General features: G+C 70.8%; 23 protein-coding genes and 1 tRNA gene. 15 read left to right on the plus strand and 9 right to left on the minus strand.

Translation table 11 applies throughout. From position 1 onward, the window contains the following. Positions 1-2: 2 nt before the first annotated feature. The 3 genes from hpnH to AB8O64_RS30560 all read left to right on the plus strand — a co-directional run bounded on the left by hpnH (position 3) and on the right by AB8O64_RS30560 (position 4,454). Positions 3-1,025 (plus strand): adenosyl-hopene transferase HpnH, encoded by a 1,023-nt coding sequence (gene hpnH, locus AB8O64_RS30550; RefSeq protein WP_370422662.1) that lies wholly within the window; start codon positions 3-5, stop codon positions 1,023-1,025. A gap of 127 nt (positions 1,026-1,152) precedes the next feature. After that, positions 1,153-3,063 (plus strand): 1-deoxy-D-xylulose-5-phosphate synthase, encoded by a 1,911-nt coding sequence (gene dxs / locus AB8O64_RS30555; protein ID WP_365210352.1) that lies wholly within the window; start codon positions 1,153-1,155, stop codon positions 3,061-3,063. After that, the gene (locus AB8O64_RS30560; protein WP_370422664.1) at positions 3,060-4,454 is read left to right on the plus strand and encodes an aspartate aminotransferase family protein; all 1,395 of its coding nucleotides are present in this window, start codon (positions 3,060-3,062) and stop codon (positions 4,452-4,454) included. The genes dxs and AB8O64_RS30560 overlap by 4 nt, the downstream gene beginning before the upstream one ends. Positions 4,455-4,501: 47 nt before the next feature. Here AB8O64_RS30560 and AB8O64_RS30565 read toward each other — a convergent pair whose 3' ends face one another. Next, a complete protein-coding gene (locus AB8O64_RS30565) occupies positions 4,502-5,308 on the minus strand; it encodes a tyrosine-protein phosphatase (protein WP_370422666.1) in 807 nt (268 codons plus the stop codon). A 213-nt stretch (positions 5,309-5,521) separates the two neighbouring features. Between AB8O64_RS30565 and AB8O64_RS30570 the strand changes: the two genes are divergently transcribed. Beyond that, positions 5,522-6,313: an SGNH/GDSL hydrolase family protein gene (locus AB8O64_RS30570; RefSeq protein WP_370422667.1), complete on the plus strand. Its 792-nt coding sequence runs from the start codon at positions 5,522-5,524 to the stop codon at positions 6,311-6,313. A gap of 65 nt (positions 6,314-6,378) precedes the next feature. Here the strand turns inward: AB8O64_RS30570 and AB8O64_RS30575 are convergent, their stop codons facing one another. Further along, on the minus strand, positions 6,379-6,837 hold the full coding sequence (locus AB8O64_RS30575; RefSeq protein WP_370422669.1) for an ATP-binding protein: 459 nt from the start codon (positions 6,835-6,837) through the stop codon (positions 6,379-6,381). 136 nt (positions 6,838-6,973) lie between these two features. Between AB8O64_RS30575 and AB8O64_RS30580 the strand changes: the two genes are divergently transcribed. The 3 genes from AB8O64_RS30580 to AB8O64_RS30590 are packed head-to-tail and all read left to right on the plus strand — an operon-like array spanning position 6,974 to position 9,016. Further along, positions 6,974-7,840 carry a helix-turn-helix domain-containing protein gene (locus tag AB8O64_RS30580; RefSeq protein WP_370422670.1) on the plus strand — a complete coding sequence of 289 codons (867 nt, stop codon included), beginning with the start codon at positions 6,974-6,976 and terminating at the stop codon, positions 7,838-7,840. Between the two features lie 3 nt (positions 7,841-7,843). Further along, a complete protein-coding gene (locus tag AB8O64_RS30585) occupies positions 7,844-8,101 on the plus strand; it encodes a DUF397 domain-containing protein (RefSeq protein ID WP_356456561.1) in 258 nt (85 codons plus the stop codon). A 57-nt stretch (positions 8,102-8,158) separates the two neighbouring features. After that, on the plus strand, positions 8,159-9,016 hold the full coding sequence (locus tag AB8O64_RS30590) for an SAM-dependent methyltransferase (RefSeq protein WP_356456563.1): 858 nt from the start codon (positions 8,159-8,161) through the stop codon (positions 9,014-9,016). Here the strand turns inward: AB8O64_RS30590 and AB8O64_RS30595 are convergent. Beyond that, positions 9,013-9,573, minus strand: coding sequence for a carboxymuconolactone decarboxylase family protein (locus AB8O64_RS30595; RefSeq protein ID WP_370422671.1), 561 nt, complete (start codon positions 9,571-9,573; stop codon positions 9,013-9,015). The two genes, AB8O64_RS30590 and AB8O64_RS30595, sit on opposite strands and share 4 nt — an antisense overlap. A gap of 165 nt (positions 9,574-9,738) precedes the next feature. Between AB8O64_RS30595 and AB8O64_RS30600 the strand changes: the two genes are divergently transcribed. The 3 genes from AB8O64_RS30600 to AB8O64_RS30610 all read left to right on the plus strand — a co-directional run bounded on the left by AB8O64_RS30600 (position 9,739) and on the right by AB8O64_RS30610 (position 12,878). Further along, on the plus strand, positions 9,739-10,386 hold the full coding sequence (locus AB8O64_RS30600) for an alpha-ketoglutarate-dependent dioxygenase AlkB (RefSeq protein ID WP_370422672.1): 648 nt from the start codon (positions 9,739-9,741) through the stop codon (positions 10,384-10,386). Between the two features lie 272 nt (positions 10,387-10,658). Continuing rightward, complete coding sequence (locus tag AB8O64_RS30605) at positions 10,659-11,846, plus strand: MBL fold metallo-hydrolase (protein WP_370422674.1); 1,188 nt, start codon at positions 10,659-10,661, stop codon at positions 11,844-11,846. A gap of 144 nt (positions 11,847-11,990) precedes the next feature. Continuing rightward, positions 11,991-12,878 (plus strand): chitosanase, encoded by an 888-nt coding sequence (locus tag AB8O64_RS30610; protein ID WP_370422676.1) that lies wholly within the window; start codon positions 11,991-11,993, stop codon positions 12,876-12,878. Between the two features lie 65 nt (positions 12,879-12,943). Here the strand turns inward: AB8O64_RS30610 and AB8O64_RS30615 are convergent, their stop codons facing one another. After that, complete coding sequence (locus AB8O64_RS30615; RefSeq protein ID WP_370422678.1) at positions 12,944-16,192, minus strand: amidohydrolase family protein; 3,249 nt, start codon at positions 16,190-16,192, stop codon at positions 12,944-12,946. A gap of 241 nt (positions 16,193-16,433) precedes the next feature. Between AB8O64_RS30615 and AB8O64_RS30620 the strand changes: the two genes are divergently transcribed. Beyond that, positions 16,434-16,823 (plus strand): MmcQ/YjbR family DNA-binding protein, encoded by a 390-nt coding sequence (locus AB8O64_RS30620; RefSeq protein ID WP_370424021.1) that lies wholly within the window; start codon positions 16,434-16,436, stop codon positions 16,821-16,823. 39 nt (positions 16,824-16,862) lie between these two features. Here the strand turns inward: AB8O64_RS30620 and AB8O64_RS30625 are convergent, their stop codons facing one another. Beyond that, on the minus strand, positions 16,863-17,156 hold the full coding sequence (locus AB8O64_RS30625; RefSeq protein ID WP_184738031.1) for a YiaA/YiaB family inner membrane protein: 294 nt from the start codon (positions 17,154-17,156) through the stop codon (positions 16,863-16,865). A 211-nt stretch (positions 17,157-17,367) separates the two neighbouring features. Here AB8O64_RS30625 and AB8O64_RS30630 point away from each other — a divergent pair. The 4 genes from AB8O64_RS30630 (at position 17,368) to AB8O64_RS30645 (ending at position 20,078) form a co-directional block, all read left to right on the plus strand. Next, positions 17,368-17,441, plus strand: a tRNA-Pro gene (locus AB8O64_RS30630). Positions 17,442-17,646: 205 nt separating this feature from the next. Next, positions 17,647-18,252 carry an ATP-binding cassette domain-containing protein gene (locus AB8O64_RS30635; protein WP_370422680.1) on the plus strand — a complete coding sequence of 202 codons (606 nt, stop codon included), beginning with the start codon at positions 17,647-17,649 and terminating at the stop codon, positions 18,250-18,252. After that, complete coding sequence (locus AB8O64_RS30640) at positions 18,249-19,052, plus strand: ABC transporter permease (protein ID WP_370422681.1); 804 nt, start codon at positions 18,249-18,251, stop codon at positions 19,050-19,052. Before AB8O64_RS30635 ends, AB8O64_RS30640 begins: the two co-directional genes overlap by 4 nt. Positions 19,053-19,223: 171 nt before the next feature. Further along, the gene (locus tag AB8O64_RS30645; RefSeq protein ID WP_370422682.1) at positions 19,224-20,078 is read left to right on the plus strand and encodes a methyltransferase domain-containing protein; all 855 of its coding nucleotides are present in this window, start codon (positions 19,224-19,226) and stop codon (positions 20,076-20,078) included. A gap of 71 nt (positions 20,079-20,149) precedes the next feature. Here the strand turns inward: AB8O64_RS30645 and AB8O64_RS30650 are convergent, their stop codons facing one another. The 4 genes from AB8O64_RS30650 to AB8O64_RS30665 all read right to left on the minus strand — a co-directional run bounded on the left by AB8O64_RS30650 (position 20,150) and on the right by AB8O64_RS30665 (position 23,089). Next, entirely contained in the window at positions 20,150-21,139 is a 990-nt protein-coding gene (locus AB8O64_RS30650) for a phospholipase (RefSeq protein WP_370422684.1), read from the minus strand. A 218-nt stretch (positions 21,140-21,357) separates the two neighbouring features. Beyond that, on the minus strand, positions 21,358-21,744 hold the full coding sequence (locus AB8O64_RS30655) for a hypothetical protein (RefSeq protein WP_365376331.1): 387 nt from the start codon (positions 21,742-21,744) through the stop codon (positions 21,358-21,360). A gap of 150 nt (positions 21,745-21,894) precedes the next feature. After that, a complete protein-coding gene (locus AB8O64_RS30660) occupies positions 21,895-22,737 on the minus strand; it encodes a hypothetical protein (RefSeq protein WP_370422686.1) in 843 nt (280 codons plus the stop codon). Positions 22,738-22,765: 28 nt separating this feature from the next. Beyond that, positions 22,766-23,089, minus strand: coding sequence for a hydroxyisourate hydrolase (locus AB8O64_RS30665; RefSeq protein ID WP_370422688.1), 324 nt, complete (start codon positions 23,087-23,089; stop codon positions 22,766-22,768). Positions 23,090-23,094: the final 5 nt, after the last annotated feature.

Genomic DNA, 23,094 nt, shown 5'->3' on the forward strand with positions numbered 1-23,094 from the left:
AGATGGCCATGCCGCTCCGCCAGACCATCCGGGTCGGGACGTACCTTTTTGAACAGAAGCTCCGCAAGCGGGAGAAGTTCCCGCTGATCGTGGAACTCGAGCCGCTTTTCGCCTGCAACCTCAAGTGCGAGGGCTGCGGGAAGATCCAGCACCCGGCCGGGGTGCTCAAGCAGCGGATGCCGGTCGCCCAGGCCGTGGGCGCGGTGCTGGAATCCGGTGCGCCCATGGTGTCCATCGCGGGCGGCGAGCCCCTGATGCACCCACAGATCCATGAGATCGTGCGGCAGCTGGTGGAGCGGAGGAAATACGTTTTCCTCTGCACCAACGCCATGCTGATGCGCAAGAAGATGGAGAACTTCACGCCCTCGCCCTATTTCGCGTTCGCGGTGCACATCGACGGGCTGCGCGAGCGGCACGACGAGTCCGTCGCGAAGGAAGGCGTCTTCGACGAGGCGGTGGAGGCGATCAAGGAGGCCAAGCGGCGCGGCTTCCGGGTCACCACCAATTCGACGTTCTTCAACACCGACACCCCCCAGACCATCATCGAGGTGCTCAACTACCTCAACGACGACCTCCAGGTCGACGAGATGATGATCTCGCCCGCCTACGCCTACGAGAAGGCCCCCGACCAGGAGCACTTCCTGGGCGTCGAGCAGACCCGTGAGCTGTTCAAGAAGGCCTTCTCGGGCGGCAACCGTCGCCGCTGGCGGCTCAACCACAGCCCGCTCTTCCTCGACTTCCTCGAGGGCAAGGCGGACTTCCCGTGCACCGCGTGGGCCATCCCCAACTACTCCCTCTTCGGCTGGCAGCGCCCCTGCTACCTGATGAGCGACGGGTACGTGCCGACCTACCGGGAGCTGATCGAGGACACCGACTGGGAGAAGTACGGGCGGGGCAAGGACCCGCGGTGCGCCAACTGCATGGCGCACTGCGGCTACGAACCCACGGCCGTGCTGGCCACCATGGGCTCCCTCAAGGAGTCGCTGCGCGCCGCCCGCGAGACCATCGCCTCGAACCGGGGCTGAGTCCCGTGGCCCGGGCGCGACGGATATCGCCCGGACTCGCCGGGGCCCCCGATGCCGGGGGCCCCGTCGCCGGCACCGGCTGACCGGCGAGTACGGAGACGAGAGCGAAAGACGAGGAGGGGCCCGCGTGTCGTTGTTGGAGAACATCCGCGGTCCGCGCGACCTGAAGGCGCTCGACGCGGAGGACCTGACCGAACTGTCCGAGGAGATCCGGCACTTCCTGATCCACGCGGTCGCCAGGACCGGCGGCCACCTGGGCCCGAACCTCGGCGTGGTGGAGCTCTGCATAGCCCTGCACCGCGCCTTCGACTCGCCCGCCGACCGCATCCTGTGGGACACCGGGCACCAGAGCTACGTGCACAAGCTGCTCACCGGGCGGCAGGACTTCTCCAAGCTGCGCGGCAAGGGCGGCCTCTCCGGCTACCCCTCGCGCGAGGAGTCCGAGCACGACGTCATCGAGAACAGCCACGCCTCCACCGTCCTCGGCTGGGCCGACGGGCTCGCCAAGGCCAACCAGGTGCTCGGGCGCTGGAACCGCCACGTCGTCGCCGTCATCGGTGACGGTGCGCTGACCGGCGGCATGGCCTGGGAGGCGCTGAACAACATCGCCGCCGCCAAGGACCGCCCGCTGATCATCGTCGTCAATGACAACGAGCGCTCCTACGCGCCCACCATCGGCGGCCTCGCCCACCACCTCGCCGGGCTCCGCACCACCGACGGCTACGAACGCGCCCTGTCCTGGGGCAAGGACATCGTCCAGCGGCTGCCGCTGCTCGGCACCCCGCTCTACGAATCGCTGCACGGCGCCAAGAAGGGCTTCAAGGAGGCCTTCGCGCCCCAGGGCATGTTCGAGGACCTCGGCCTGAAGTACGTCGGTCCGATAGACGGACACGACATCGGGGCCGTCGAGGAGGCACTGCGCCGGGCGAAGCGCTTCCACGGCCCCGTGCTCGTGCACTGCCGCACCGAGAAGGGGCGCGGCTACCGGCCCGCCCTGGAGGACGAGGCGGACCGTTTCCACACCGTCGGCGTGATGAACCCGCTCACCTGCGAGCCGCTCGTCCCGGCCGGCGGCCGGTCCTGGACCTCGGTGTTCGGTGACGAGATGCTGCGCATCGGCGCGGAGCGGCCGGACGTGGTGGCGATCACCGCGGCGATGCTGCACCCCGTGGGCCTGACGAAGTTCGCGGCCGCCTACCCCGACCGGGTCTGGGACGTGGGCATCGCCGAGCAGCACGCGGCGACCTCGGCGGCCGGGCTGGCGACGGGCGGGCTGCATCCGGTCTTCGCGGTGTACGCCACCTTCCTCAACCGCGCCTTCGACCAAGTGCTCATGGATGTGGCCCTGCACAAGTGCGGGGTGACGTTCGTGCTGGACCGGGCCGGCGTCACCGGCACCGACGGGCCCAGTCACAACGGCATGTGGGACATGTCGATCCTCCAGGTCGTCCCCGGGCTGCGGATCGCCGCCCCGCGCGACGCCGACCAGCTCCGTGCCCAGCTGCGGGAGGCCGTCGACGTCCACGACGCCCCGACCGTCGTGCGGTTCCCCAAGGAGACCGTGGGCCCGGCCCTCCCCGCCCTGGCCCGGGTGGGCGGCATGGACGTGCTGAGCGCGCCGGAGACCACCCACCCGGATGTGCTGCTGGTCGCGGTCGGCGCCATGGCCACCGTCGCCCTCGACGCCGCCGACCTGCTCGCCGCGCGCGGCACCGCCTGCACCGTCGTCGACCCCCGCTGGGTCAAGCCGGTCGACGAGGCGCTGCCCGCGCTCGCCGCGCGCCACCGCGTCGTCGCCGTCGTCGAGGACAACAGCCGTACCGGCGGTGTCGGCTCGGCGATCGCGCAGACCCTGCGCGACGCGGGCGTCGACCTGCCCGTGCGCACCTTCGGTATCCCCGAGCAGTTCCTGCCGCACGCCAAGCGCGGCGAGGTGTTGGCGGACCTGGGTCTCACCCCCGCCGAGATCGCCGGCCGGATCAGCGCCACGCTGGTCCGCCGGGCGGCCGCCCCGGTCACCGAGGAGAGGGACGCATGACGGACGACACCCGCGACTTCGACCTCGCCCGGCTCCTGGCGGAGCGCGGCGGCGAGCGGTACGACCTGCACACCCGGTACCTCAACCACCAGCTTCCGCGCATGCTGCGCACCATCGGCTTCGACAAGGTCTACGAACGGGCCGAGGGCGCGTACTTCTGGGACGCGGACGGGCAGGACTACCTCGACATGCTCGCGGGCTTCGGGGTGATGGGCCTCGGCCGGCACCACCCCGTCGTCCGCAAGGCGCTGCACGACGTCCTCGACGCCTCCCTCGCCGACCTCACCCGCTTCGACTGCCAGCCGCTTCCCGGCCTCCTCGCCGAGAAGCTGCTGTCGTACGCCCCGCATCTGGACCGGGTCTTCTTCGGCAACAGCGGCACCGAGGCCGTCGAGACGGCCCTGAAGTTCGCCCGCTACGCCACCGGCAGACCCAGGATCCTGTACTGCGCGCACGCCTTCCACGGGCTGACCGTCGGCTCCCTGTCGGTCAACGGCGAGGGCGGCTTCCGCGACGGCTTCGCCCCCCTGCTGCCGGACACGGCGATCGAGCTCGGCGACCTCGACGCCCTGGAGCGGGAGCTGAAGCGCGGCGACGTGGCGGGCTTCGTGGTCGAGCCGATCCAGGGCAAGGGCGTCCTGGAGCCGCCGGCCGGATACCTGCGGGCGGCACAGGAGCTGCTGCGCCGGCACAAGGCGCTGCTGATCGCCGACGAGGTGCAGACCGGCATGGGGCGGACCGGTGCCTTCTTCGCCTACCAGCACGAGAGCGGGCTCGAACCGGACCTGGTGTGCGTGGCCAAGGCGCTCTCCGGCGGCTATGTGCCGGTCGGTGCGACCCTCGGCAAGGACTGGATCTTCAAGAAGGTCTATTCCTCCATGGACCGGGTGTTGGTCCACTCGGCGAGCTTCGGGGCGAACGCGCAGGCCATGGCGGCCGGGCTCGCGGTGCTCGCCGTGATGGAGGACGAACAGGTCGTGGCCAACGCCCGGCGGACCGGTGATCTGCTGCGGACCCGGCTGGCGGGGCTCGTCGAGAAGTACGAGCTGCTGCAGGAGGTGCGCGGCCGGGGCCTGATGATCGGCATCGAGTTCGGCCGGCCCAAGTCGCTGGGGCTGCGGAGCCGTTGGACGATGCTCCAGGCGGCGCGGAAGGGGCTGTTCGCGCAGATGGTGGTGGTGCCGCTGCTCCAGCGGCACCGTGTCCTCACCCAGGTCTCCGGCGACCGGCTGGAGGTCATCAAGCTGATCCCGCCACTGATCATCGGTGAGCGGGAGGTGGACCGGTTCGTGGCGGCCTTCACGGCCGTCATGGACGACGCCCACGATGGCGGCGGGCTGATGTGGGACTTCGGCCGGACGCTGGTCAAGCAGGCCGTCGCGGGCCGCTGACGGCTGCGGGGAAAATAGCGGGAGCCCCCGCAGCCGTCGGCCCCCGGTCAGTCGGTGAGCAGTCGTTCCCGCAGTCGCTCGCGCGTGCCCGCCGTGAGGCCGAGACCCTCGGCGAGATAGCGCTCGGTCGTCCCCCAGGTCTCCTCGATGGCGGTGAACGCGGCGGCGAGGTACTCGGCGCGGGCCTCGAACAGCGGCGAGAGCAGCTCCATGACCTCGGGGGACGTACCGCCGGGCGCGCCCTCGCCCCGGCGCACCCGGTAGCGGCGGTGCGGCGCGTTGGACTCCAGGTAGTCCGCCTCGATGGTCTCGCGCGAGGCGCCGAGTGCGAGCAGGGTCACCGCGATGGACAGCCCCGCCCGGTCCTTGCCGGCGGCACAGTGCATGAGCGCGGGGACGCTGTCCTCGGCGAGGGCGTGCAGCACCCGGCTGTGGTCGGTGGTGCGGGTGGTGATGATCTCGCGGTAGGTGTCGGACATCCGCCCGGCGGCCCGGCCCTCGGACAGGATCGACCGCAGCAGATCCAGGTCGCCGTCGCGGACCATCCGCCAGAACTCGGTGCCGTCCGCCGGGTCGGTCAGCGGGATGTTCACGTTCCGCACCCCGGTGAGGGTGACGTCCTCCCCCTCCAGCGCGATGTCGGCGGCGTTGCGGAAGTCGAAGACCGTGTGCAGCCCCAGCGAGTCCAAAAAGCGCGCGTCCGCCTCGGTCGCGTGGGCGAGGTGGCCGCTGCGGAAGAGCACGCCGGGTCGGACCCGCCGCCCGTCGGCGGCCGGCAGACCGCCGAGATCACGGAAGTTGCGCACCCCCGCCAGCTCCGGCTCGGTCGACGGGATCTGCGGCGTCTGCGTCACGGGCGCTCTCCTCTGGTCCGGCTGTCGACGCTGCTCGTCGACGAAGCGGCCCAACGACCTTACGACACCCTTTTCACGGGGGGATCGGCCCGTACGGGAGCCGTGTGGACGTATTCCGCATACACCGACTTTGTCGGGGTGGGATACATCACGGCACGTCAACCCTTGGTTACGGTGGCGTAGGTCACTCGGTGAGGTGAAAGATGTGCTGACGTGGCAGACGATTCGAAATCATTCAGCAAGGGCGCGATCGGGTCGTACGCAGCCGTCGGGGACAGCTTCACCGAAGGCGTCGGCGACCCTGGGCCGGACGACACCTTCATCGGCTGGGCCGACCGACTGGCCGTACTCCTCTCGGACCAGCAGGCGGAGCATTCCTTCAGATACGCCAACCTCGCGGTCCGCGGCAGACTTCTCGACCAGATCGTCGAAGAACAGATTCCCCGGGCGAAGGAGCTGGCGCCGGACCTCGTCACCTTCTGCGCGGGAGGCAACGACATCCTGCGGCCGGGCAGCGACCCCGACGACGTGGCCGAGCGCTACGAGGCGGCCGTCGCCGAGCTGGCGGGTTCCGTCGGCACGGTCCTGCTGTGCACCGGCTTCGACACCCGTGGCATCCCCGTCCTGCGTCATCTGCGGGGCAAGATCGCGACGTACACCGCGCATGTGCGGGCCATCGCCGACCGGCACGACTGCCCGGTCCTCGACCTGTGGTCGCTGCGCTCGGTCCAGGACCGGCGGGCGTGGAGCGACGACCGGCTGCACCTCTCGGCGGACGGTCACACGCGCGTCGCGCTGCGGGCCGCCCAGGTCCTCGGGCTGCGGGTACCGGCCGACCCCGACCAGGCCTGGCCGGAAGAGGGGCACCGCTCGCCCGCCGAGGTGCGCCGGGACAACATCCACTGGGCGCGCGAGCACCTCGTGCCGTGGATCGGCCGACGGCTGCGCGGGGAGTCCTCGGGGGACCATGTGGAGCCCAAGCGGCCGGATCTGCTGCCGCTGTAACACCGCGCCCTCAGGTCGCGGTCCCTTCAGTGGGGGGATCGTACGGAAAGACAGGTCCGTACGGCTCAGTGGGGGACCCGACGGTGCGACAGGTCGGCCCAGACGACACGGCCACGGCCGCTGTCGTCGGGCCGCACTCCCCAGGCCTCGGACACCGCGCCGACCAGCAGCAGCCCGCGCCCGCTCTCCTCGTCCGCGCCGCTGCACCGCGCCCGGGGCTCGGTGGGGGTGTGCCCCTGGTCGGCGATCTCTATGCGCAGCCGGGCGCCGCTGATCCGCAGTTGACAGCTGACCTTGTCGCTGTCGGTGTGCCGCACGGCGTTGGTGAAGAGCTCCGACACCACCAATTGGGCGTCGTCACAGGCCACTTCGTCGATGCCCCACTCCCGCAGCCGGGCGAGGACTCGTCTTCGCGCCTCCGCCACCGAGGTGTTGAGGGCCGGGAAGTGGAAGGCGTCTTGCAGACGCTCGGCGATGGAACTGCCGCAGCGCCCGAGCAGGGGGGCGTCATGGGAGGGGACCACTCCGCAACTATGTGCGATACGGCTCGGGTGTGGCAAGGTTCAATCTGTAAATTGCAGAATCGTAAGGACAGTCTGTCGGCTCCACAGGTCGCGTGGCACACTGCTGGCATATGACAGTAGTTGGAGGGGGTGGACAGTGGCGGACGCGCGCGGTGTAGGCGCCCCGACTGTCCTGCGGGTCGTGCTCGGCAAGCGGCTGCAGGACCTCAGAGAGAAGGCCGGGCTCTCCTTCGAGGAGGCGGGCCGCGCCCTCGACGTCACGCACGCCACCGTCCGGAGAATGGAAAAGGCCGAGGTCGGCCTGAAGATTCCCTATGTGGAGAAGCTGCTTGGGGTCTACGGCGTCACCGACCCGGCAGAGGTCGAGGGCTTCCTCACGCTCACTCGGGAAGCCAACCGCCCCGGTTGGTGGCACCGCTTCCGCGACGTCCTGCCCGAGTGGTTCAGCGCGTTCGTCAGCCTGGAGGGAGAAGCCAATCTCATCCGGGCCTACGAACCGCACTACGTCCCCGGCCTGTTGCAGACGGAACAGTACGCCCGCGCCGTGCTCCGCGCCGGAATGCCCCACGCCCCCGACGCCGACATCGACCGCGCGGTGGCCGTTCGCCGCGAGCGCCAGAGCCTGCTCACCCGGGACCGGGCGCCGCTCTTGTGGGTCGTGATGGACGAGACCGTGCTGCGCCGGCCGATCGGCGGGCCCGGGGTGATGCGCGAGCAGATCGCCCATCTCGTCGAGGCCACCGCGCTGCCGAACGTTCGACTGCAGATCATGCCGTTCGCCGCCGGGCCGCACCCGGCGATGTACGGACCGTTCCATATCTTCCGGTTCCCGCTCCCCGAGCTTCCGGACATCGCGTACGCGGAAAACCTCGTCGGGGCCTCCTACTTCGACCAGCGTGACGATGTCTCGGCCTTCCTGGAGGCGCTGGACCGGATGTGCGCGCAAGCCGCGCCGGCACAGACCACCGAGGCCTTCCTGGGTGGCATTCGTAAGGAGATCTGAACCATGGATCGCATCTACAACGGCATGCGGGCCAGCGACCTCGGCACCGAGGGCTGGAGCAAGCCGTGGAGCGGCGGCAACGGAGGCAGCTGCGTGGAGGTCATGCGCCTGGGTGACGGCCGGGTGGCCGTCCGCCAGTCCACCGACCCGGCGGGCCCCGCTCTGATCTACACGCACCACGAGATGGAGACGTTCATCCGCGGCGCGAAGGCCGGCGAGGCGGACTTCCTGCTCGCCGGACCGAGCGTCAGCGGCGAGTGAAGCGGCCCCGCCGGCGAACGCGGCGGGGCGGCACCGGCACAACCGGCACCGAAGGTCATGCGTACCGAAGGGAACAACCGCGTGAGCGAGCAGGGATTCACGGCCGACCAGATCGACACCAGCAGGCCGCACCCGGCCCGGATGTACGACTACTACCTCGACGGCTGGGACAACTACGAGGTCGACCGGCAGGCCGCCGAGCGCGTCATCGAGGCCCACCCCCAGGTCCGCCTCTCCGCCCGCGCCAACCGCGCCTTCCTGCGCCGGGCCGTGCGGGAGGTGGTGGGCGGCGGCATCCGCCAGATCATCGACGTCGGCACGGGCATACCCACCTCTCCCAACACCCACGAGGTGGCCCGGGAGGTGGCGCCGGACGTCAAGGTGGCCTACGTCGACAACGACCCGATCGTCGCCACCCACGCCGGGGCGAAGCTGACGAACGCGGGCGACGCCGGATTCGCCCTCGGCGACGTCCGCGACCCCGGGGCGATCCTCGCCGACCCCGTGGTCCGCGAACTCATCGACTTCGACCGGCCGGTGGCCCTGCTGCTCGTCGCCGTCCTGCACTTCGTCAAGGACGAGGAGGACCCCGCGGGCATCGTCGCCGCCTTCGCCGAGGCACTGCCCTCCGGCAGCTGCCTCGTGCTCTCCCACGCCACCGGCGAACCCTACGAGGCGTACGAGGCGGGCCGCACGGACGAGGTGGCCCGGGACGGCGTCCTCGATGTCTACAAGAACGCCACCGCCACCCTGAACCTGCGCGGGCGCGCCGAGATCGCGCCGCTCTTCGGCGACTTCACCCTCCTTGACCCCGGACTGGTCCGGGTACCGCTGTGGCGCCCGGACGGGCCGGTGCCGGGCGCCGAGGAGCTCAGCAACACCATTTTCTACGGGGGAGTCGGGCGCAAGGCCTAGCGGGAGCCCCGGGCCGGGATGTCGCAGCTGTCCTTGAACCCCTGGCCGGTCAGTCCGAAGGCCGCGTTGACGCGCGAGCGGAGGTTCTCGACCGCGACCATCGCGGTCAGCTCGACCAGCCCCTCGTCGCCGATGTGCTGCCGCAGCCGCCCGACCAGGTCGTCCTCGACCGTCGGCGGGGTCGCGGTCATCGCCTCGGCGTACTCCATCACGTCCCGCTCCAGCGGGGTGTAGACCTCGCTCTCCCGCCACCGGGGCACGTCGTGCAGCTTCTCGTGCGCCATACCGTGCCTGCGGTTCTCCCAGTAGCCGAAGTCCATGCACCACGAGCAGCCGATGGCCGACGCCGACGCCATCACCGCGAGGGCCTTCAGCCCGGGGTCGAGCTTCTTCCAGCGGGCCACCGACAGCTCGAGGCGGGTCGTGCCGATCAGCACCCGGCGGTGGTGGCCGTAGGCCATCAGCGGGTCGAGGACCTTCCCGTAGGCGCGCTTGGAGTACCACTCCAGCAGGCGGATCAGCGGGGTGCGGGGCGGGGTGAGGGAGACGCGGGCCATGTCGGGTCCTCCGTGGTCGCTGTGGGTGTCGTCCGGTGGCGGCCGCTTCCGCGGTCGCCTCTGCCCGTACGACGGGCGGGCCGTGCGCTTTCGTGACATCCGGCCGGGGAATCCGGGAAAAAACTTTTCCCGGTCCGCCACGGACCCCGGCCTACGCTGGGGGACATGCACGACGAGCTGTTCCCCCGCCCCGCCGCCGAGATCGCCCCGGGCGCCGTGCACATCCCCGGCTGGCTGGACGAGGCCGCGCAGCGCCGCCTGCTGGCCGACTGCCGGGAGTGGGCGAAACCCCCGGCGGGCCTGCGGACCGTGCGGATGCCGAGCGGCGGCGAGATGTCCGTTCGATCGTTCTGTCTGGGCTGGCACTGGTTCCCCTACGGTTACGCCCGTACCGTCGTCGACGGTGACGGCTCACCCGTCAAGCCCTTCCCCGACCGGCTCGGCGAGCTGGCCCGGGCGGCGGTGGCCCGCGCCTACGGACAGCCGGCGGTGACCGAGGAGTACGACATCGCGCTCGTGAACTTCTACGAGGCGGGCTCGCACATGGGCCTGCACCGGGACGGCGACGAGAAGTCCGACGCGCCGGTCGTCTCGCTCAGCCTCGGCGACACCTGCGTCTTCCGCTTCGGGCACCCGGGCGGCCGGACCCGGCCCTGGACCGACGTCGAGCTGCGCAGCGGTGATCTCTTCGTCTTCGGCGGCCCCTCCCGGCTCGCCTACCACGGTGTCCCCCGCACCCGGCCGGGCACCGCGCCACCCGGCCTGGGCCTCACCGGCCGGCTCAACATCACCCTGCGCGTCAGCGGACTGTGAACGCCCGCCACGGCGGCGCGCGCCGAAATTGACGTGCGCTCCGGGCGCCGAGCCTGCACAGTGGATTCCCGGCCGGCATGGACACCGCCGTCCGGGCCCGTAAGTCAACGGGGGTGGGCCCGGACGGTGACGTCCAGGTGTACGCGCAGCTCAGCGGCCCGCACGTGGGATGGATCACCGTGTGATCCGGCCGCTCGGGCAGATAATGGGGGGACCTGCCCTCCCCCGTGGCCCGCACGGCACGGGGGCGCCCCCATCGCCTTGGAGGTGCCGTGACCGGCTCCCGACCGCACAGCTCACCGCTCGACTCGCTGCGCCCGGCCGCCTTCGGGGCGGATCCGTCCGGGGAGCGGATGGCGCGCATCCGGCGGTCGCCGCACTTCGCCGACGGCCGGTTCGTCAATCCGGTGGCGGCCGACCGGACGCCGTCCGGCTCCATGCTGAAGTTCCTGCCCACCTACTTCCGCAAGGAAGAGCGCGTCCGCAGAGCCCCCGCCGGGCCGGTGCCCGTGTACCCCACGACCATCGCCGACCTCTCCGAGCCGGCCGCCTCCGGGCTGCGCATCACCTGGATGGGCCACTCCAGCGTCCTCGCCGAGATCGACGGCCGCCGGCTGCTGTTCGACCCGGTGTGGGGCGAGCGCTGCTCGCCGTTCGACTTCGCGGGGCCCAAGCGCCTGCACCCGGTGCCGGTGCCGCTGGCCGAGGTCGGGCCGGTCGACGCGGTGATCATCTCCCACGACCACTACGACCATCTGGACCTGCCGACGGTCAAGGCCCTGGCCCGGGCCGGTACGCGCTTCGTCGTGCCGCTCGGCGTCGGCGCCCACCTCGAACACTGGGGGGTGCGCGCCGACCGGGTGACCGAACTCGACTGGCACGAGTCGACCCAGGTCGTCGAGGGCCTCACGCTCACCGCCACTCCCGCCCGGCACTTCTGCGGCCGGGGACTGCGCAATACCCAGCACACGCTGTGGGCCTCCTGGGTGGTCACCGGCCCCGAGCACCGGATCTTCCACAGCGGTGACACCGGCTACTTCCCGGGCTTCGCGGACATCGGTGCCCAGTACGGGCCCTTCGACGTCACGATGGTGCAGATCGGCGCCTACAGCGAATTCTGGCCGGACATCCACATGACCCCCGAGGAGGGCATGCGCGCCCATCTCGACCTGCAGGGCGGTGTGCCCCGCGGGATCATGCTGCCGATCCACTGGGGGACGTTCAATCTCGCCCCGCACCCCTGGGAGGAGCCCGCCGAGGGGACGCTCGCCGCGGCACACCGCGCCGGAGCGGCGGTGGCCACCCCCCGTCCCGGCCAGCCGTTCGAGCCCGCCGCCGCGCCCCGGGTCGACCCGTGGTGGCGCGCGGTCGCGGTACGTCCGGCCGGTGGCTGGGCCGAGACGGGGGACGGCGCCGCGAGCGGTGCCGAGGACGACGCCGAAGTCATTCTGCAGGCGTAGCGGGCCGGTCGGCGGCGCTCGGGCGGGTGGCGGTATTTCACCAGGATGCGTACGGGCCTCTTGTGGCGTGCGCGGAAGGGCCGCTTCAATGGCGCCGATGGTTAGGAAAGCTTCCTAACAGCTGATCGGGAAACGGAGTTCCGCATGCCCGCGCGCACCTCGAAGAGGATCCCTGTGTCCGGCCGTCTCGCCCTCGTGGGCCTGGCCGCCGCTATCCCCACCGCCCTCATGCTCACCGGGGTCGACCAGGCGTCCGCCACCGCGACCTCCCCCGCCTCCGCCCCCGCTCCCCGGGCCACCCTCCGCACCCTGGCGGCGGGCACCGACCTGAACGACCCCTACAAGAAGGACATGGCCATGCGGCTGGTGTCGAGCGCGGAGAACTCCTCGCTCGACTGGCGCGCCCAGTTCACCTACATCGAGGACATAGGCGACGGCCGCGGCTACACCGCCGGCATCATCGGCTTCTGTTCCGGCACCGGCGACATGCTCGACCTCGTCGAGCGGTACACCAAGCAGAAGCCCGACAACCCGCTCGCCACGTACCTCCCCGCCCTGCGCAAGGTCAACGGCAGCGACTCGCACGCCGGCCTCGGCAAGCCCTTCGAGGACGCCTGGAAGAAGGCCGCCCAGCACAAGGCCTTCCAGGACGCGCAGGAGTCCGAGCGCGACCGCGTCTACTTCGACCCGGCGGTCAAGCAGGCCAAGGCCGACGGTCTGCGCGCGCTCGGCCAGTTCGCCTACTACGACGCGATCGTCATGCACGGCCCCGGCAGCAGCAAGGACAGCTTCGGCGGCATCCGCAAGGCCGCACTGGCCAAGGCCAAGCCCCCGGCGCAGGGCGGCGACGAGAAGACCTATCTGGGCGCCTTCCTCGACGCCCGCAAGAAGGCCATGCAGAGCGAGGAGGCGCACAGCGACACCAGCCGCGTCGACACCGCCCAGCGCGTCTTCCTCAACAACGGCAACTTCGACCTCAAGCCGCCGCTGAAGTGGAAGGTCTACGGCGACTCCTACGAGATCAAGGAGTAGCCGGCGGACCCGCGCACCCTCGGCCCGAGGGTGCGCGGGCGGCCCCGGGACGCGCCCTGGTCAGTTCAGAGCGTGTCCATGTCGCAGCAGGAGTCGCGGCGCAGCTGCCGCCCCACCGCGAGCCAGTCCTCCTGCCGCACCCCCGCGCGAGGGGCCGCGACACCCGCCGGCTCGAACGCGCCGACCAGCCGCGCCTGCTCGAACGGCACCCCGCCACGCAGCACCGACTCCGTGCGGACGAGCGAGTCGAAGTCCGTGAACGGATCGCCGTCGATCACCGTCACGTCGGCGAACTTGCCGACCTCCAGCGTGCCCAGATCCCGCTCCGCGCCGAGCGCCCGCGCGGGCAGCACCGTCGCGGTGCTCAGCGCCTGGGCCGCCGACAGCCCGAAGCGGTGCAGGGCCCGCAGCCCCAGATGCAGGGAGAGACCGACCGGCACCAGCGGGGCGTCCGTGCCCAGCGCCACGATCCCACCACCGGCCAGCACCCGCCGGTAGACCCCGATCTCCCGCTCCAGCGTCGCCAGCTGGTCGGCGGTCGGCCGGGCCGCCGCCGTCTGCCGGACGACCGCGAGATCCCACGGCGGCATCAAGTGGGTGACCCGGGGGTCCTTCGCCAGATCCGGGTCGTCGCCCAGCAGGGGAACGGACGTGAACATCGTGGCGACCAGATGGAAGTCGGTGGCGGTGTAGATCTCCGTCAGATCCTGATAGGCGTGCCCGGCGGCGGTCGTGGCATGCCCGAACTCCAGCCGCTGCGTGGCCTGGAGGTGCGTCGTCAGGTCCTGCCCGAGCTGAACGCCCGGCGAGCACAGATGACTGCCGGCCCGGACGCCGAGCCGCTCGTGCGCGAACCGCGCCGCCTCCTTCATCACCCAACCCGGCGCCCGGACGTACGTCTTGACGAAGTCCCAGTCCAACGCGGCGGCCCGGGTCAGCGACCGGCGCAAGCCCTCCTCGGTGCGGTGCGCGCGCCCCATGCTGTACGCCACCCGGGCCCCGTCCAGCAGCTCACCGGTGGCCAGCAGCCGCGGCCCGGCGAGCTCGCCCGCGGCGACGGCCTCCCGGATCCGCGCCTGCTCGTAGGCGAAGCCGCCGAAGGAGACCGCGGTGGTGATCCCGTAGGCCAGCTGCAGCGCCGTCTGCCGGCCGCCGTAGGTGTTCTGGTAGGGGTGCGTATGGGTGTCCCACAGCCCCGGGATCACCGTCCGCCGCGACGCGTCGACGGTGCGCAGCGCCGCCCGCCGCGCCCGGTGCGGCTCGACGGCGGCGATGCGCCCGCCCCGCACGACGATGTCGACGTCCTCGCGGACGGCCTTGCCCGTGCCGTCCCAGAACTTCCCGGCCCGCACGACGGTGTCGGCGGGCGTGGGACGGCGGTAGTCGAGCGCGACGGGAACGGTGCGCGCCGAGCCGTTCGCCTTGCCGCCCGTGACATCCAGCAGCCGCAGCCGCCCGGCCGAGAGATAGAGCAGCCGGCGCGAGTCCGCGGACCACGACGGGTGGTCGGCGGCCTCGTCGGTGATCCGACGGGCCCGGCCGTCGGGGGTCCCGTCGGGCCGTACGGGCAGCAGCCACAGCGCGGACTCCACGATCACCGCCATCAGAGCCCCGTCGGGCGACCAGACAGGGCCCGAGTCGTAGCGGTCGGCGATCGAGGTGTGCGGGGCGACGGGGTGCAGCCGGGCGGTGCCGGTGGTGGTGTCGACGACCCGGATCAGGTTGTAGCCCTCACGGAATCGCTGGTTGAGGCGGTTGCGGTCGCAGAAGGCGACGTAGCGGCCGTCGGGTGACCAGCTGGGCCGCCCGGGCAGCCCGCCGCCGCCCATAGGGGCCGCCAGCACCCGCTCGGTACCGGCGGCGAGGTCGCGCACGAGGAGATTGCCGGAGAGGTCGAGGCAGGCCAGCCGCTTACCGTCGGGCGAGAGTGCCGGATACGCGCGGCCGCCGTCGGCCAGCACGGTCTCCTTGCCGGAGGCGAGATCGTGGCGGCGCACGGCCGGCAGCCCGTCGCGGTCGTCGGTATAGACCAGCGCCCGCCCGTCGTGGGTCCAGGTCGGGGCCAGCAGATAGCGCGTGGGGTCCGTCCGCACCACGCGGCGCGGCGCCCGGCCGCCGGAGACGTCGGCCACCCAGAGGGAATTGAGCGCGGCGAAGACCACCTGCCGGGCGTCCGGTGACAGCGCCGGCAGATGAACCGCCCGCACCCGGCGCACGACGCCGCCCTCGAAGTCGTACCGCTTGCCGCGGTAGCGGGGGCGGTCGACGGGCAGGGGGGCGGTGAAGGCGATGGTGTCGGCGGTGTCGGCCTTGACTCCCGCTCCGGGCCGTTCGGGGCGGATGATCCGGAACTGACCGCTCACCGTCAGCAGCAGCTCGTCGCGGGACACCCACCGCGGCGGAACCGGCTCCACGTCCCCGTCCACCGCCACCACGGCCCCGTCCACGACGAGCACACAGGAGGCGGTGGGCGCGGCCGTCGTCCGCAGATAGGCCAGCTTCCCGGCCGGTGACACGGCCGGCGTCATCACCTGCGCCGCGGCGCTCTCGACGTGCTCGACCCGTACCGGCCCCTGCCCGTCGGACGGCACGGAGGCGACCGTACGGGCCTCCAGCGCCGCCCCGGCGACCCTGGCGCGGACGAAGAGCAGCCGGGCCCCGTCCGGCGACCAGACGGGGTCGAAATCCTCCCAGGCCCCGCTCTGCGCGGGCCCCTCCTGCCCGGGCAGCCCGGTGACCCGGGTGAGCGCACCGGTACGGACGTCGATCACCCACACGCGGTACGGGCTGCCCGTCACCGGGTCCCCGCCGCGCTCGGAGGCGAAGGCGATCCGGGTCCCGTCCGGCGACCAGGACGGCCCACGGTCGTCCCAGGGCCCGTCCGTGAGCTGCCGCAGCCCGGAGCCGTCGGTGCGGCAGATCCACAGATGGAAGCCGCCGCCCCGGAAGGCGCAGACCGCGAGCTGCTTGCCGTCCGGGGAGTGCACCGGGCGGGTGGGCTCGAGGTCGGCCGGGGTGATGGCGACGGCCTCGCCACCCGCGCGGGGAACGGACCACAGGACGTTCTGCACCTCGGCGACCAGCCGGTCACCGGCGGGGGACAGCGACGCCGAACCGTTCGTGGCGGCGGTGAAGGAGAGCGTGACCTTTCGTGTCGCGGCCTCGCGGGACGCGAGAGAGGGCGCGGCGGCCACCGCGTCCACGGGCAGCGCGACGGCCGCGCCGGCCACGGCGGCGGTACCAGCCGTGGCCTGCAGGAATCTGCGCCGGGAGAGGGCGGAGGGGGGAGCGTCCGCCGGGCCGGTGGTATCCAACTGTCCTCCTGGTGCGGGGGAGTTGCGCGGTGCGGGAGCTGAAAAACGAGAGGCTTGATACTTGCACGGCGCACCGGTCCAAGGTCAACACCGCGCATGGCTCCGGAGCCGTCGTGGGTGCGGGTCTCGGTGCCGGGGACTACGGTCGTTCGTATCGGCATCGCATTCGCCCCGTATGCGCGCTGTATCCGCTTCGGGTGAGCCGCCGGCCCGCCCGCTGTCGGAGGGGACATGGACGATCATGGTCACTGCCGAGGACGTCCGAGTGATCGCGCTCTCCCTGCCGGAGACGGCGGAGAGGCTCGCCTGGGGGATGCCCACGTTCCGGGTGGGCGGGGCGGCGGGGAAGGCCGCGAAGGGCGGAAAGATCTTCGCCGCGCTGGCGGACGACGACGCGTCGATGGGCGTCAAGTGTCCGCGTGAGGAGCGGGCGGAGCTGATCGCGACGGAGCCGGAGAAGTTCTTCGTCCGCCCGGGCCACGACGACAACTACGACTGGCTACGGGTGCGCCTCGCCGCGATCGAGGACACCGCGGAACTGCGCGCAATCCTCCTCGACGCCTGGCGGCAGGCGGCGCCCCGCTCGGTCGTCGACGCGCACGGCGACGCGCTCGGCGGGGCGGGGGAGTGAGGCGGCGTGGCGCGCTGGACGTGTGGTCCGCGGGGGCCCTCAGATGCCCCCGGCCTTGAAGACGTCCTGCTCGATGAGCAGCTTGTCGATCCGCGCCTTGTCCACCCGGTTGGTCACCTCCTCGACCTCCTGCCGGTCCCGCACGCACTTGGCCAGCGTGAACGCGGACGACACCACGAAGATCAGCCCCAGCCCCAGAAACGCCCGCTCCCACGCCCCCACGGGCAGCTTGGCGATCCCCACGGCGAGCGCGACCAGGGACAACCCGAAGGAGAGCGCGGCCTGCACAAAGAAGGCGGTGGTCGTCGGCCGCTGTATCGATGGAGTGCTCATGTGCGTAGCGTGTCCGCGCCCTGACCCCGGGCGCATGAGTACGGCTACTCATCTCCGCCGGCCCGCCGGTGCCGATCATGCTCGGGGGAGCCCCGGACCGGCCTCCGCCCGAGGTCAGAGCCTCGCGAAAGCCGTGCGCGACCACCGGCTGAAGTGCGGTATTGTTCTCATGCGCGGTCGGCGAGGGCGAAAGCCCGGGCCGGTTGAGCACCGGGACGTGGCGCAGCTTGGTAGCGCACTTGACTGGGGGTCAAGGGGTCGCAGGTTCAAATCCTGTCGTCCCGACGGTGCAAAATGCCCTCTGACCTGGGAGAAATCCCAGGTCAGAGGGCATTTTCTGTTTCCCTGAAATTCCGTCAGGCCCCGGCGGATCGCGATCTCCACGGGTGAGTACGCGCGGGGCGTGACCGCTCTTTGGCCAGGGCCGTTGGGTAGTGGAGCGGCCGGAACCACGGCGCATGCCGGGTCGGCGTTGCCCAGGGAGGGCCTGATGGAGGTTAGGGACTTGCATCACGTCTACGGGAAACGGGTGGTGCTGCGCGGCATCGACCTGGAGCTACGGGGCGGGGCGCTGGCTGGGATCGCCGGAGAGAACGGCGCCGGCAAGACAACCCTCCTCAAGATCCTCGCGGGCGAGCTGCGTCCCAGCCGTGGGACCGTCCGGCACCACGGCAAGTTCGGCTACTGCCCTCAGAGCGTCGTTGTCAACGACCACCTGACTGTCCGCCAGCACCTGAACCTCTTTCAGAAGGCCTTCAGTCTCCCGGATCTCGGACGCGCGCAGGAGATCATGGAAGCCCTGCACTTCTCGGACTACCTCGACGAACTGGCCGGGCTCCTCAGCGGCGGCACCCGGCAGAAGCTCAACCTGACGCTGGCCCTGATGCACGACCCGCAGACGCTACTGCTCGACGAGCCCTACCAGGGCTTCGACTGGCATACCTACCTGTGTTTCTGGGACCTCGCCACCCAGCTGCGCGATGCCGGGCGCACCGTTCTCATCGTCTCGCACCTCGCCCACAACACCGATCGTCTCGATGAGCTCTGGCACCTGGACGGCGGTCTGTTGCGTGAGCACGATGGGGTGTGGACGTGAAGAGGCACCTGGCCCTGTTCGCCACGGCGAGCTGGTACGAACTCGTCGTGCACGCCCGCAACCGGTTCGCCATGCTCCTGGTCGCAGCGTTCATCCCCACGTGGAGCACGGTGGCCAGGTTCGTTGTGCCCGACGCACCCGCGCGGTTCCGTCTACGTGCCACCGGGGCCGTCGTGGCACCCCCCGGAAACGAACTGACCCAGATCACCGGCGCCATCAACGCCGTCATCCTGATCACCGGCTTCATGATGTTCGCCGCCGGCTTCGCCAGCGGCCGGTTCGACCACCGCCTGGCACTCGCCGGCTACCCCCGCACTCACCTCGTCCTGGCCAAGACCGCCGCGCTCACCGTCGCCTCGGCGCTCATCTCCGTCTACGCCGTAGCCGTCACCAGCCTGTCCTGGATGCCCCGCCAGCCCCTCCTCCTGACGGCCGCCCTCTTCTGCGCCGCCATGACCTACGGCGCTCTGGGCGTTGTTTTCGGATCGCTGCTGCACCGGGAGGTCGAGGGCATGTTCGCGTTGATCATGACGAGCGTCCTGGACGTCAGCCTCCAGAATCCGGTCGTCAGCTCCAATGCGGACAGCGCCGCGATCCGCTACCTCCCCTCCTACGGCGCCATGCAGAGCGCCATGGCCGCCGGCTTCACATCCACCCCCGTGCTCGCGTACCTCGCAATCCAGCTCGCATGGTTCATTGCCGGGGCGCTTGTCGCCCTGCTCGCCTTCCACCGCAGAACCCGCAACGCCCTGCCCAAAGACCACCCGCCCCGAACCATGACCGCACAGCCCGTTGACTGAGAACCCTCGCAGTCATGTCGCTCCCGTCCGCACCGGGCACCGGCCGCCACACCAGTGCAGCGCGAGAACAGCCCCCCACACCTCGGCGGCTGTCGACAGCCGCCCGAAGCACAGCGCATGGCCCGCGCACTCACCTCGTTCACGGACACCACAAGGACAGGGACTGTCGCGATGACTGACTTGGACGACACTCACTACCAACAGCACGTCCTGCCGTACTACCGGGCGTTCGAGTCACGCCTCGGATATGCGACGCTCCTCGGCCGCACACGCCACTTCGGCTGGTACGAACCCGCCGACGCCCCCTGGCGATTCTCGGCCGCCATGCGGCGTGTGGAGACCATCGCCGCACACAAGCTCGCCTTGCCCCCGGGAGCAGCGGTGCTCGATGCCGGCTGCGGAGTCGGAGACGTGGCACGCACCGTCGCGGAGACGAGCGGCGTCCATGTCACAGGGATCGACGGCATCGAGTCCGACATCGCCATCGCGCGGCGACGCTCGGCTCGCGCCGGCGAACCAGGCACACGCACACGATTCCTCAAGGCCGACTACCATGCCCTCCCCTTTGCTGACACCTCCTTCGACGGCGTCTACACGATGGAGTCCTGCGTCCACTCGCCCGCCCCGCAGCAGGTGCTCTCCGAATTCCACCGCGTCCTGCGTCCCGGCGGCCGACTGGTGATGTTCGAGTACTCGAGCACCCCCCAGGCCCAACTTTCGCCCCGGGCGCGATCCGCGCTCGTCCGGGTCTGCGAGTTGTCGGCCATGCCCGGGATGCTCACCCTGACCCACGGAGAACTCGAGCGGTTGCTCCAGCACACGGGTTTCACCCTGGAGTCCGTCCATGACGCGACAGCGAAGATCCTTCCCATGCTGCGGGCCTTCTCGGTGCTCGGACGGCTGCCCTACGCACTCGCACGCAGCGTGGGCCTCGGCGACAAGCTGATCAACGCGATGAGCGGGGTCGAGATGTACCGCCACCAGGAGACGTGGCGGTACATCATCACTGTGGCCGCCAAGCCGTAACCCGACAGCTCCCTGCCTTTGCCACCGCCGCGCGCGCAGCCAGGTGCGTTACACGGGCCCGAGGCCGTCCACTACCGGAACAGGCGGTCTCCGCTGGTGGCCATGCGGTGGGTGGAGCTGTGGCGGCTCACCCAGTCACGGACGAGGTTGATGGCGTTGGCGCACTGCCAGCCGTTGTCGTACTCGTGCTCTCCGGTGAAGTTGCCGTAGCCCGCGATGATGCCGTCCACCCGTGCCTCGCCCAGCAGTTTGTCGACGTACCACGGATCGTTGTAGGTGGCCGTCCAGGACAGCGTGGCCGCGAGCTGCCCGGCGGCACGGTCCCCGGCGCCCTTCTTCAGTTCCGCGCACGTGCTGCGGCCGGCTTCCGTGCAGTTGCCGAAGCCGTTGGGGAGATTGCCGTCGCCGTAGTCCATCACCCGGCGACCGACCGGGAATCCGGAACCGGACCGGTTGAAGGCGTCGCGGACCTGGTCGCGGGTCCCGGTCGTCGTGATGCCCTCCAGGCTGCCGAGCCTGCCTTCCAGGCTCTTCCAGCCCCGGCCGCCGACGTCCGGGGTGCTGCCGCCGTGGTACTCGTAGAAACCGTAGAGCACCTGGATGCCGGCCGCCGTCAGCCGCTGCGCCTTGTCGCGCAGTCCGGCGACACTGCACCCGCGGTTCTGTGCGTCTCCGCAGTAGTTCGGGTCCTTGATGTCCAGCCAGACCAGCCCCAGCCGGCGCCCCGCACCGGCATGGGAGACGATGCGGTCGATCATGCTGTCGAAGCTGGGGCCCCGCCGGTTGTCACCGGCCGAGGAACAGTCGTGCCAGGCGCGCCATTCGTTCGGATTCCACCAGGCGCAGACGTCGATCTCGATGGCATTGGCGCCATGGCTGATCGCGGCGTCCACGCCGTCCAGGGTGTTGACCCGGTGTGCGATGGCGTAGATCGCCTGACGCTGATCAGCGGCTGCCGCCTGGGTCGTACCGAGCGCGGTGGCAGCGATGATCCCGCACAGTGCCGCCATCACCGCCAGTACCCTCCGCGGGCCGGCGCGATGTCTGAGGTGAGTGGTCAAGAAAGGCACTCCTTCACGTCGGTGCCGAAAGTGGCGCATGGACCACCCGAGCTTGCGGGGTCATGCGTCCAAGCCGCTACGAAAGCGCGGCACTTCGGGACGCCGGAACGCGAAAGTGATCTCTGACCAGGGGTGCAGCGTGCGGCCTGGAACGTCTGCGTGGAACGCTCCGGGCCGCACCGGGCGGTCGGGCCTCAGGGTGCCCGACGTCTCTCACATCAGCCGGTGAGGGTGACGCAGGGCAGGCCCACGCTCGCGCCGCCTCGGAAGCCTTCGGCGCACAGGCGGGTGCCAGCCGGGAAATGGCGTTGCGGATAGGCCTGGTCCCGGTAGGTGCGGAACGCGCTGACGTCCTCCGTCTTGGTGCGGGCGCTCCAGCCGTTGGTGGTCCACACCCGGGCGCTGATGCGGTGGGGCTGGTTGGTGTTGACGACCGACACCTCCACCCTGCCCAGGTAGGTGCCCGTGTCGTAGGTCTCGATGCAGACCGAGTGGTTGCACCACTTGCCCGCGGCCGCCGCGGGCGGTCCTGCGGCGATGACGCAGCCGATCGCCGCGGCCGCGGTGGCGATTCCCGCCGTGATCTTCTTGGTGATGCCGTGCATGGTGAGCGACCTCAGCATTCTTCCCCGCCCGTGCCGAGGCACCGGGATCCCGTCGGTTCTTGCCTCTCGGGGGCGGGCAGTCGGGCGTCGTCGGATGCGTGGGGACCCGAATGGGCCAACGCGCGGAAAGATCATGGGTTACGCCACGGCTCATACGGTTCGCGTGAGGGTGACCTCGCCCGCACTGTAGGAGGAGTCGGTGCCGAGATGGACGCTGCCTTGGTCGCCCCGGTCGAACGGGGAGAGGTCGAACGGCACGTGATAGTGGGCCCGGGCGCGTACGCCGACGCGGTTGATGTCCGGGCATGCGTCGAGGACGGCGGAGGCGGACAGGTACGCGGAGTGCTGGGAAGAGAAGCTGTGTTGGTCGGTGACGGAGTCCATGAAGGCCCGCAGTGCCTCCGACCGGCAGCGGTCGTGGTCCGTCGGCCGGCTTCCGTACTCCCACCACATGTCACCGGACAGGTGCAGGACCCGGTCCTCCCTGGTCACCTGCTCGGCGAGGGTGTAGTCGTCCACGAGGAAACCGGTGAAGGCGGATCCCGTCGTCACCGCTCGGTGGAGCCCGCTGATGCCGCTCACCACGGTGGCCGGCTGGCCGCGGTGAGCCGTCGCGTCGGCGGTCCACCGGTCCGAGGGGTTGGTCGTGAAGGTATGGCGGCTGTCGGCGACCCGGGTCCACGGGTGTTCGAGGACGCCGACCCGGGCCGTCGACGCGGCAGGGCACGCCTCGACCAGTCGCTCGGCGAGCGCGGCCGCCAACTGCTCGACACAAGCATCCAGATGGTCGTGCAGGAACGCCGATGCGGTGTTCGCCATGCTGCGGGTCGGCAGCAGAACCGCGTTGTCACCCTTGACGAAGGCGGGGGCGAAGTCGCCCTCGAGTGTCATCGTCAGTTGCAGGTCACGCGCCCGGTGATGGGGGACACCGGGCTTGACGCCCAGGAGGCGGAGATCGTGCCGGCCGTATCGCGTGGACACCACGTGATGCATGGGTCGCCCCTTCCCGGGCTCTCCTGGGCTACGTGCGGTAGACGCTGAGGGATGCCGGGGTGAGGAGCAGAAGGATCCGTAGCTCGTCGGCCGGGTCCGCGATACGGAAGGCGAAGGAGGCTTCCGTGTAGAGCCCTTCGGCGCCGGTCTCCGCGAAGTACTCCTCGGCGTTGACGACGAGGCGGTTGCGTCCCGCGGCGGTCACGGGCCATGCGTTCGCATGTCCCGTGGAGTCGACCGTGCCGGTGGCGACGTCGGCCCAGACGTCGCCCTGCCGGCGCTGCAGAGACAGCCGTAGCCCCGTGGCCGCCAGGCCGGTCCGGTTGTCGCGCACCTCGATCGAAAGGCTCACGCAGG

The sequence above is a fragment of the Streptomyces sp. QH1-20 genome (assembly GCF_041283565.1).
Taxonomy (GTDB): domain Bacteria; phylum Actinomycetota; class Actinomycetes; order Streptomycetales; family Streptomycetaceae; genus Streptomyces; species Streptomyces syringius.

What these genes read in the sequence shown, in the direction of transcription:
- AB8O64_RS30635 (WP_370422680.1), top strand. Translation starts at nt 17,647, where the DNA reads ATGGAGGTTAGGGACTTGCATCACGTCTACGGGAAACGGGTGGTGCTG.
- hpnH (WP_370422662.1), top strand. Translation starts at nt 3, where the DNA reads ATGGCCATGCCGCTCCGCCAGACCATCCGGGTCGGGACGTACCTTTTT.
- AB8O64_RS30590 (WP_356456563.1), top strand. Translation starts at nt 8,159, where the DNA reads ATGCGTACCGAAGGGAACAACCGCGTGAGCGAGCAGGGATTCACGGCC.
- AB8O64_RS30595 (WP_370422671.1), bottom strand. Translation starts at nt 9,573, where the DNA reads ATGGCCCGCGTCTCCCTCACCCCGCCCCGCACCCCGCTGATCCGCCTG.
- AB8O64_RS30620 (WP_370424021.1), top strand. Translation starts at nt 16,434, where the DNA reads ATGGTCACTGCCGAGGACGTCCGAGTGATCGCGCTCTCCCTGCCGGAG.
- AB8O64_RS30660 (WP_370422686.1), bottom strand. Translation starts at nt 22,737, where the DNA reads ATGCATCACGTGGTGTCCACGCGATACGGCCGGCACGATCTCCGCCTC.
- AB8O64_RS30585 (WP_356456561.1), top strand. Translation starts at nt 7,844, where the DNA reads ATGGATCGCATCTACAACGGCATGCGGGCCAGCGACCTCGGCACCGAG.
- AB8O64_RS30600 (WP_370422672.1), top strand. Translation starts at nt 9,739, where the DNA reads ATGCACGACGAGCTGTTCCCCCGCCCCGCCGCCGAGATCGCCCCGGGC.
- AB8O64_RS30645 (WP_370422682.1), top strand. Translation starts at nt 19,224, where the DNA reads ATGACTGACTTGGACGACACTCACTACCAACAGCACGTCCTGCCGTAC.
- AB8O64_RS30655 (WP_365376331.1), bottom strand. Translation starts at nt 21,744, where the DNA reads ATGCACGGCATCACCAAGAAGATCACGGCGGGAATCGCCACCGCGGCC.
- AB8O64_RS30610 (WP_370422676.1), top strand. Translation starts at nt 11,991, where the DNA reads ATGCCCGCGCGCACCTCGAAGAGGATCCCTGTGTCCGGCCGTCTCGCC.
- AB8O64_RS30625 (WP_184738031.1), bottom strand. Translation starts at nt 17,156, where the DNA reads ATGAGCACTCCATCGATACAGCGGCCGACGACCACCGCCTTCTTTGTG.
- AB8O64_RS30560 (WP_370422664.1), top strand. Translation starts at nt 3,060, where the DNA reads ATGACGGACGACACCCGCGACTTCGACCTCGCCCGGCTCCTGGCGGAG.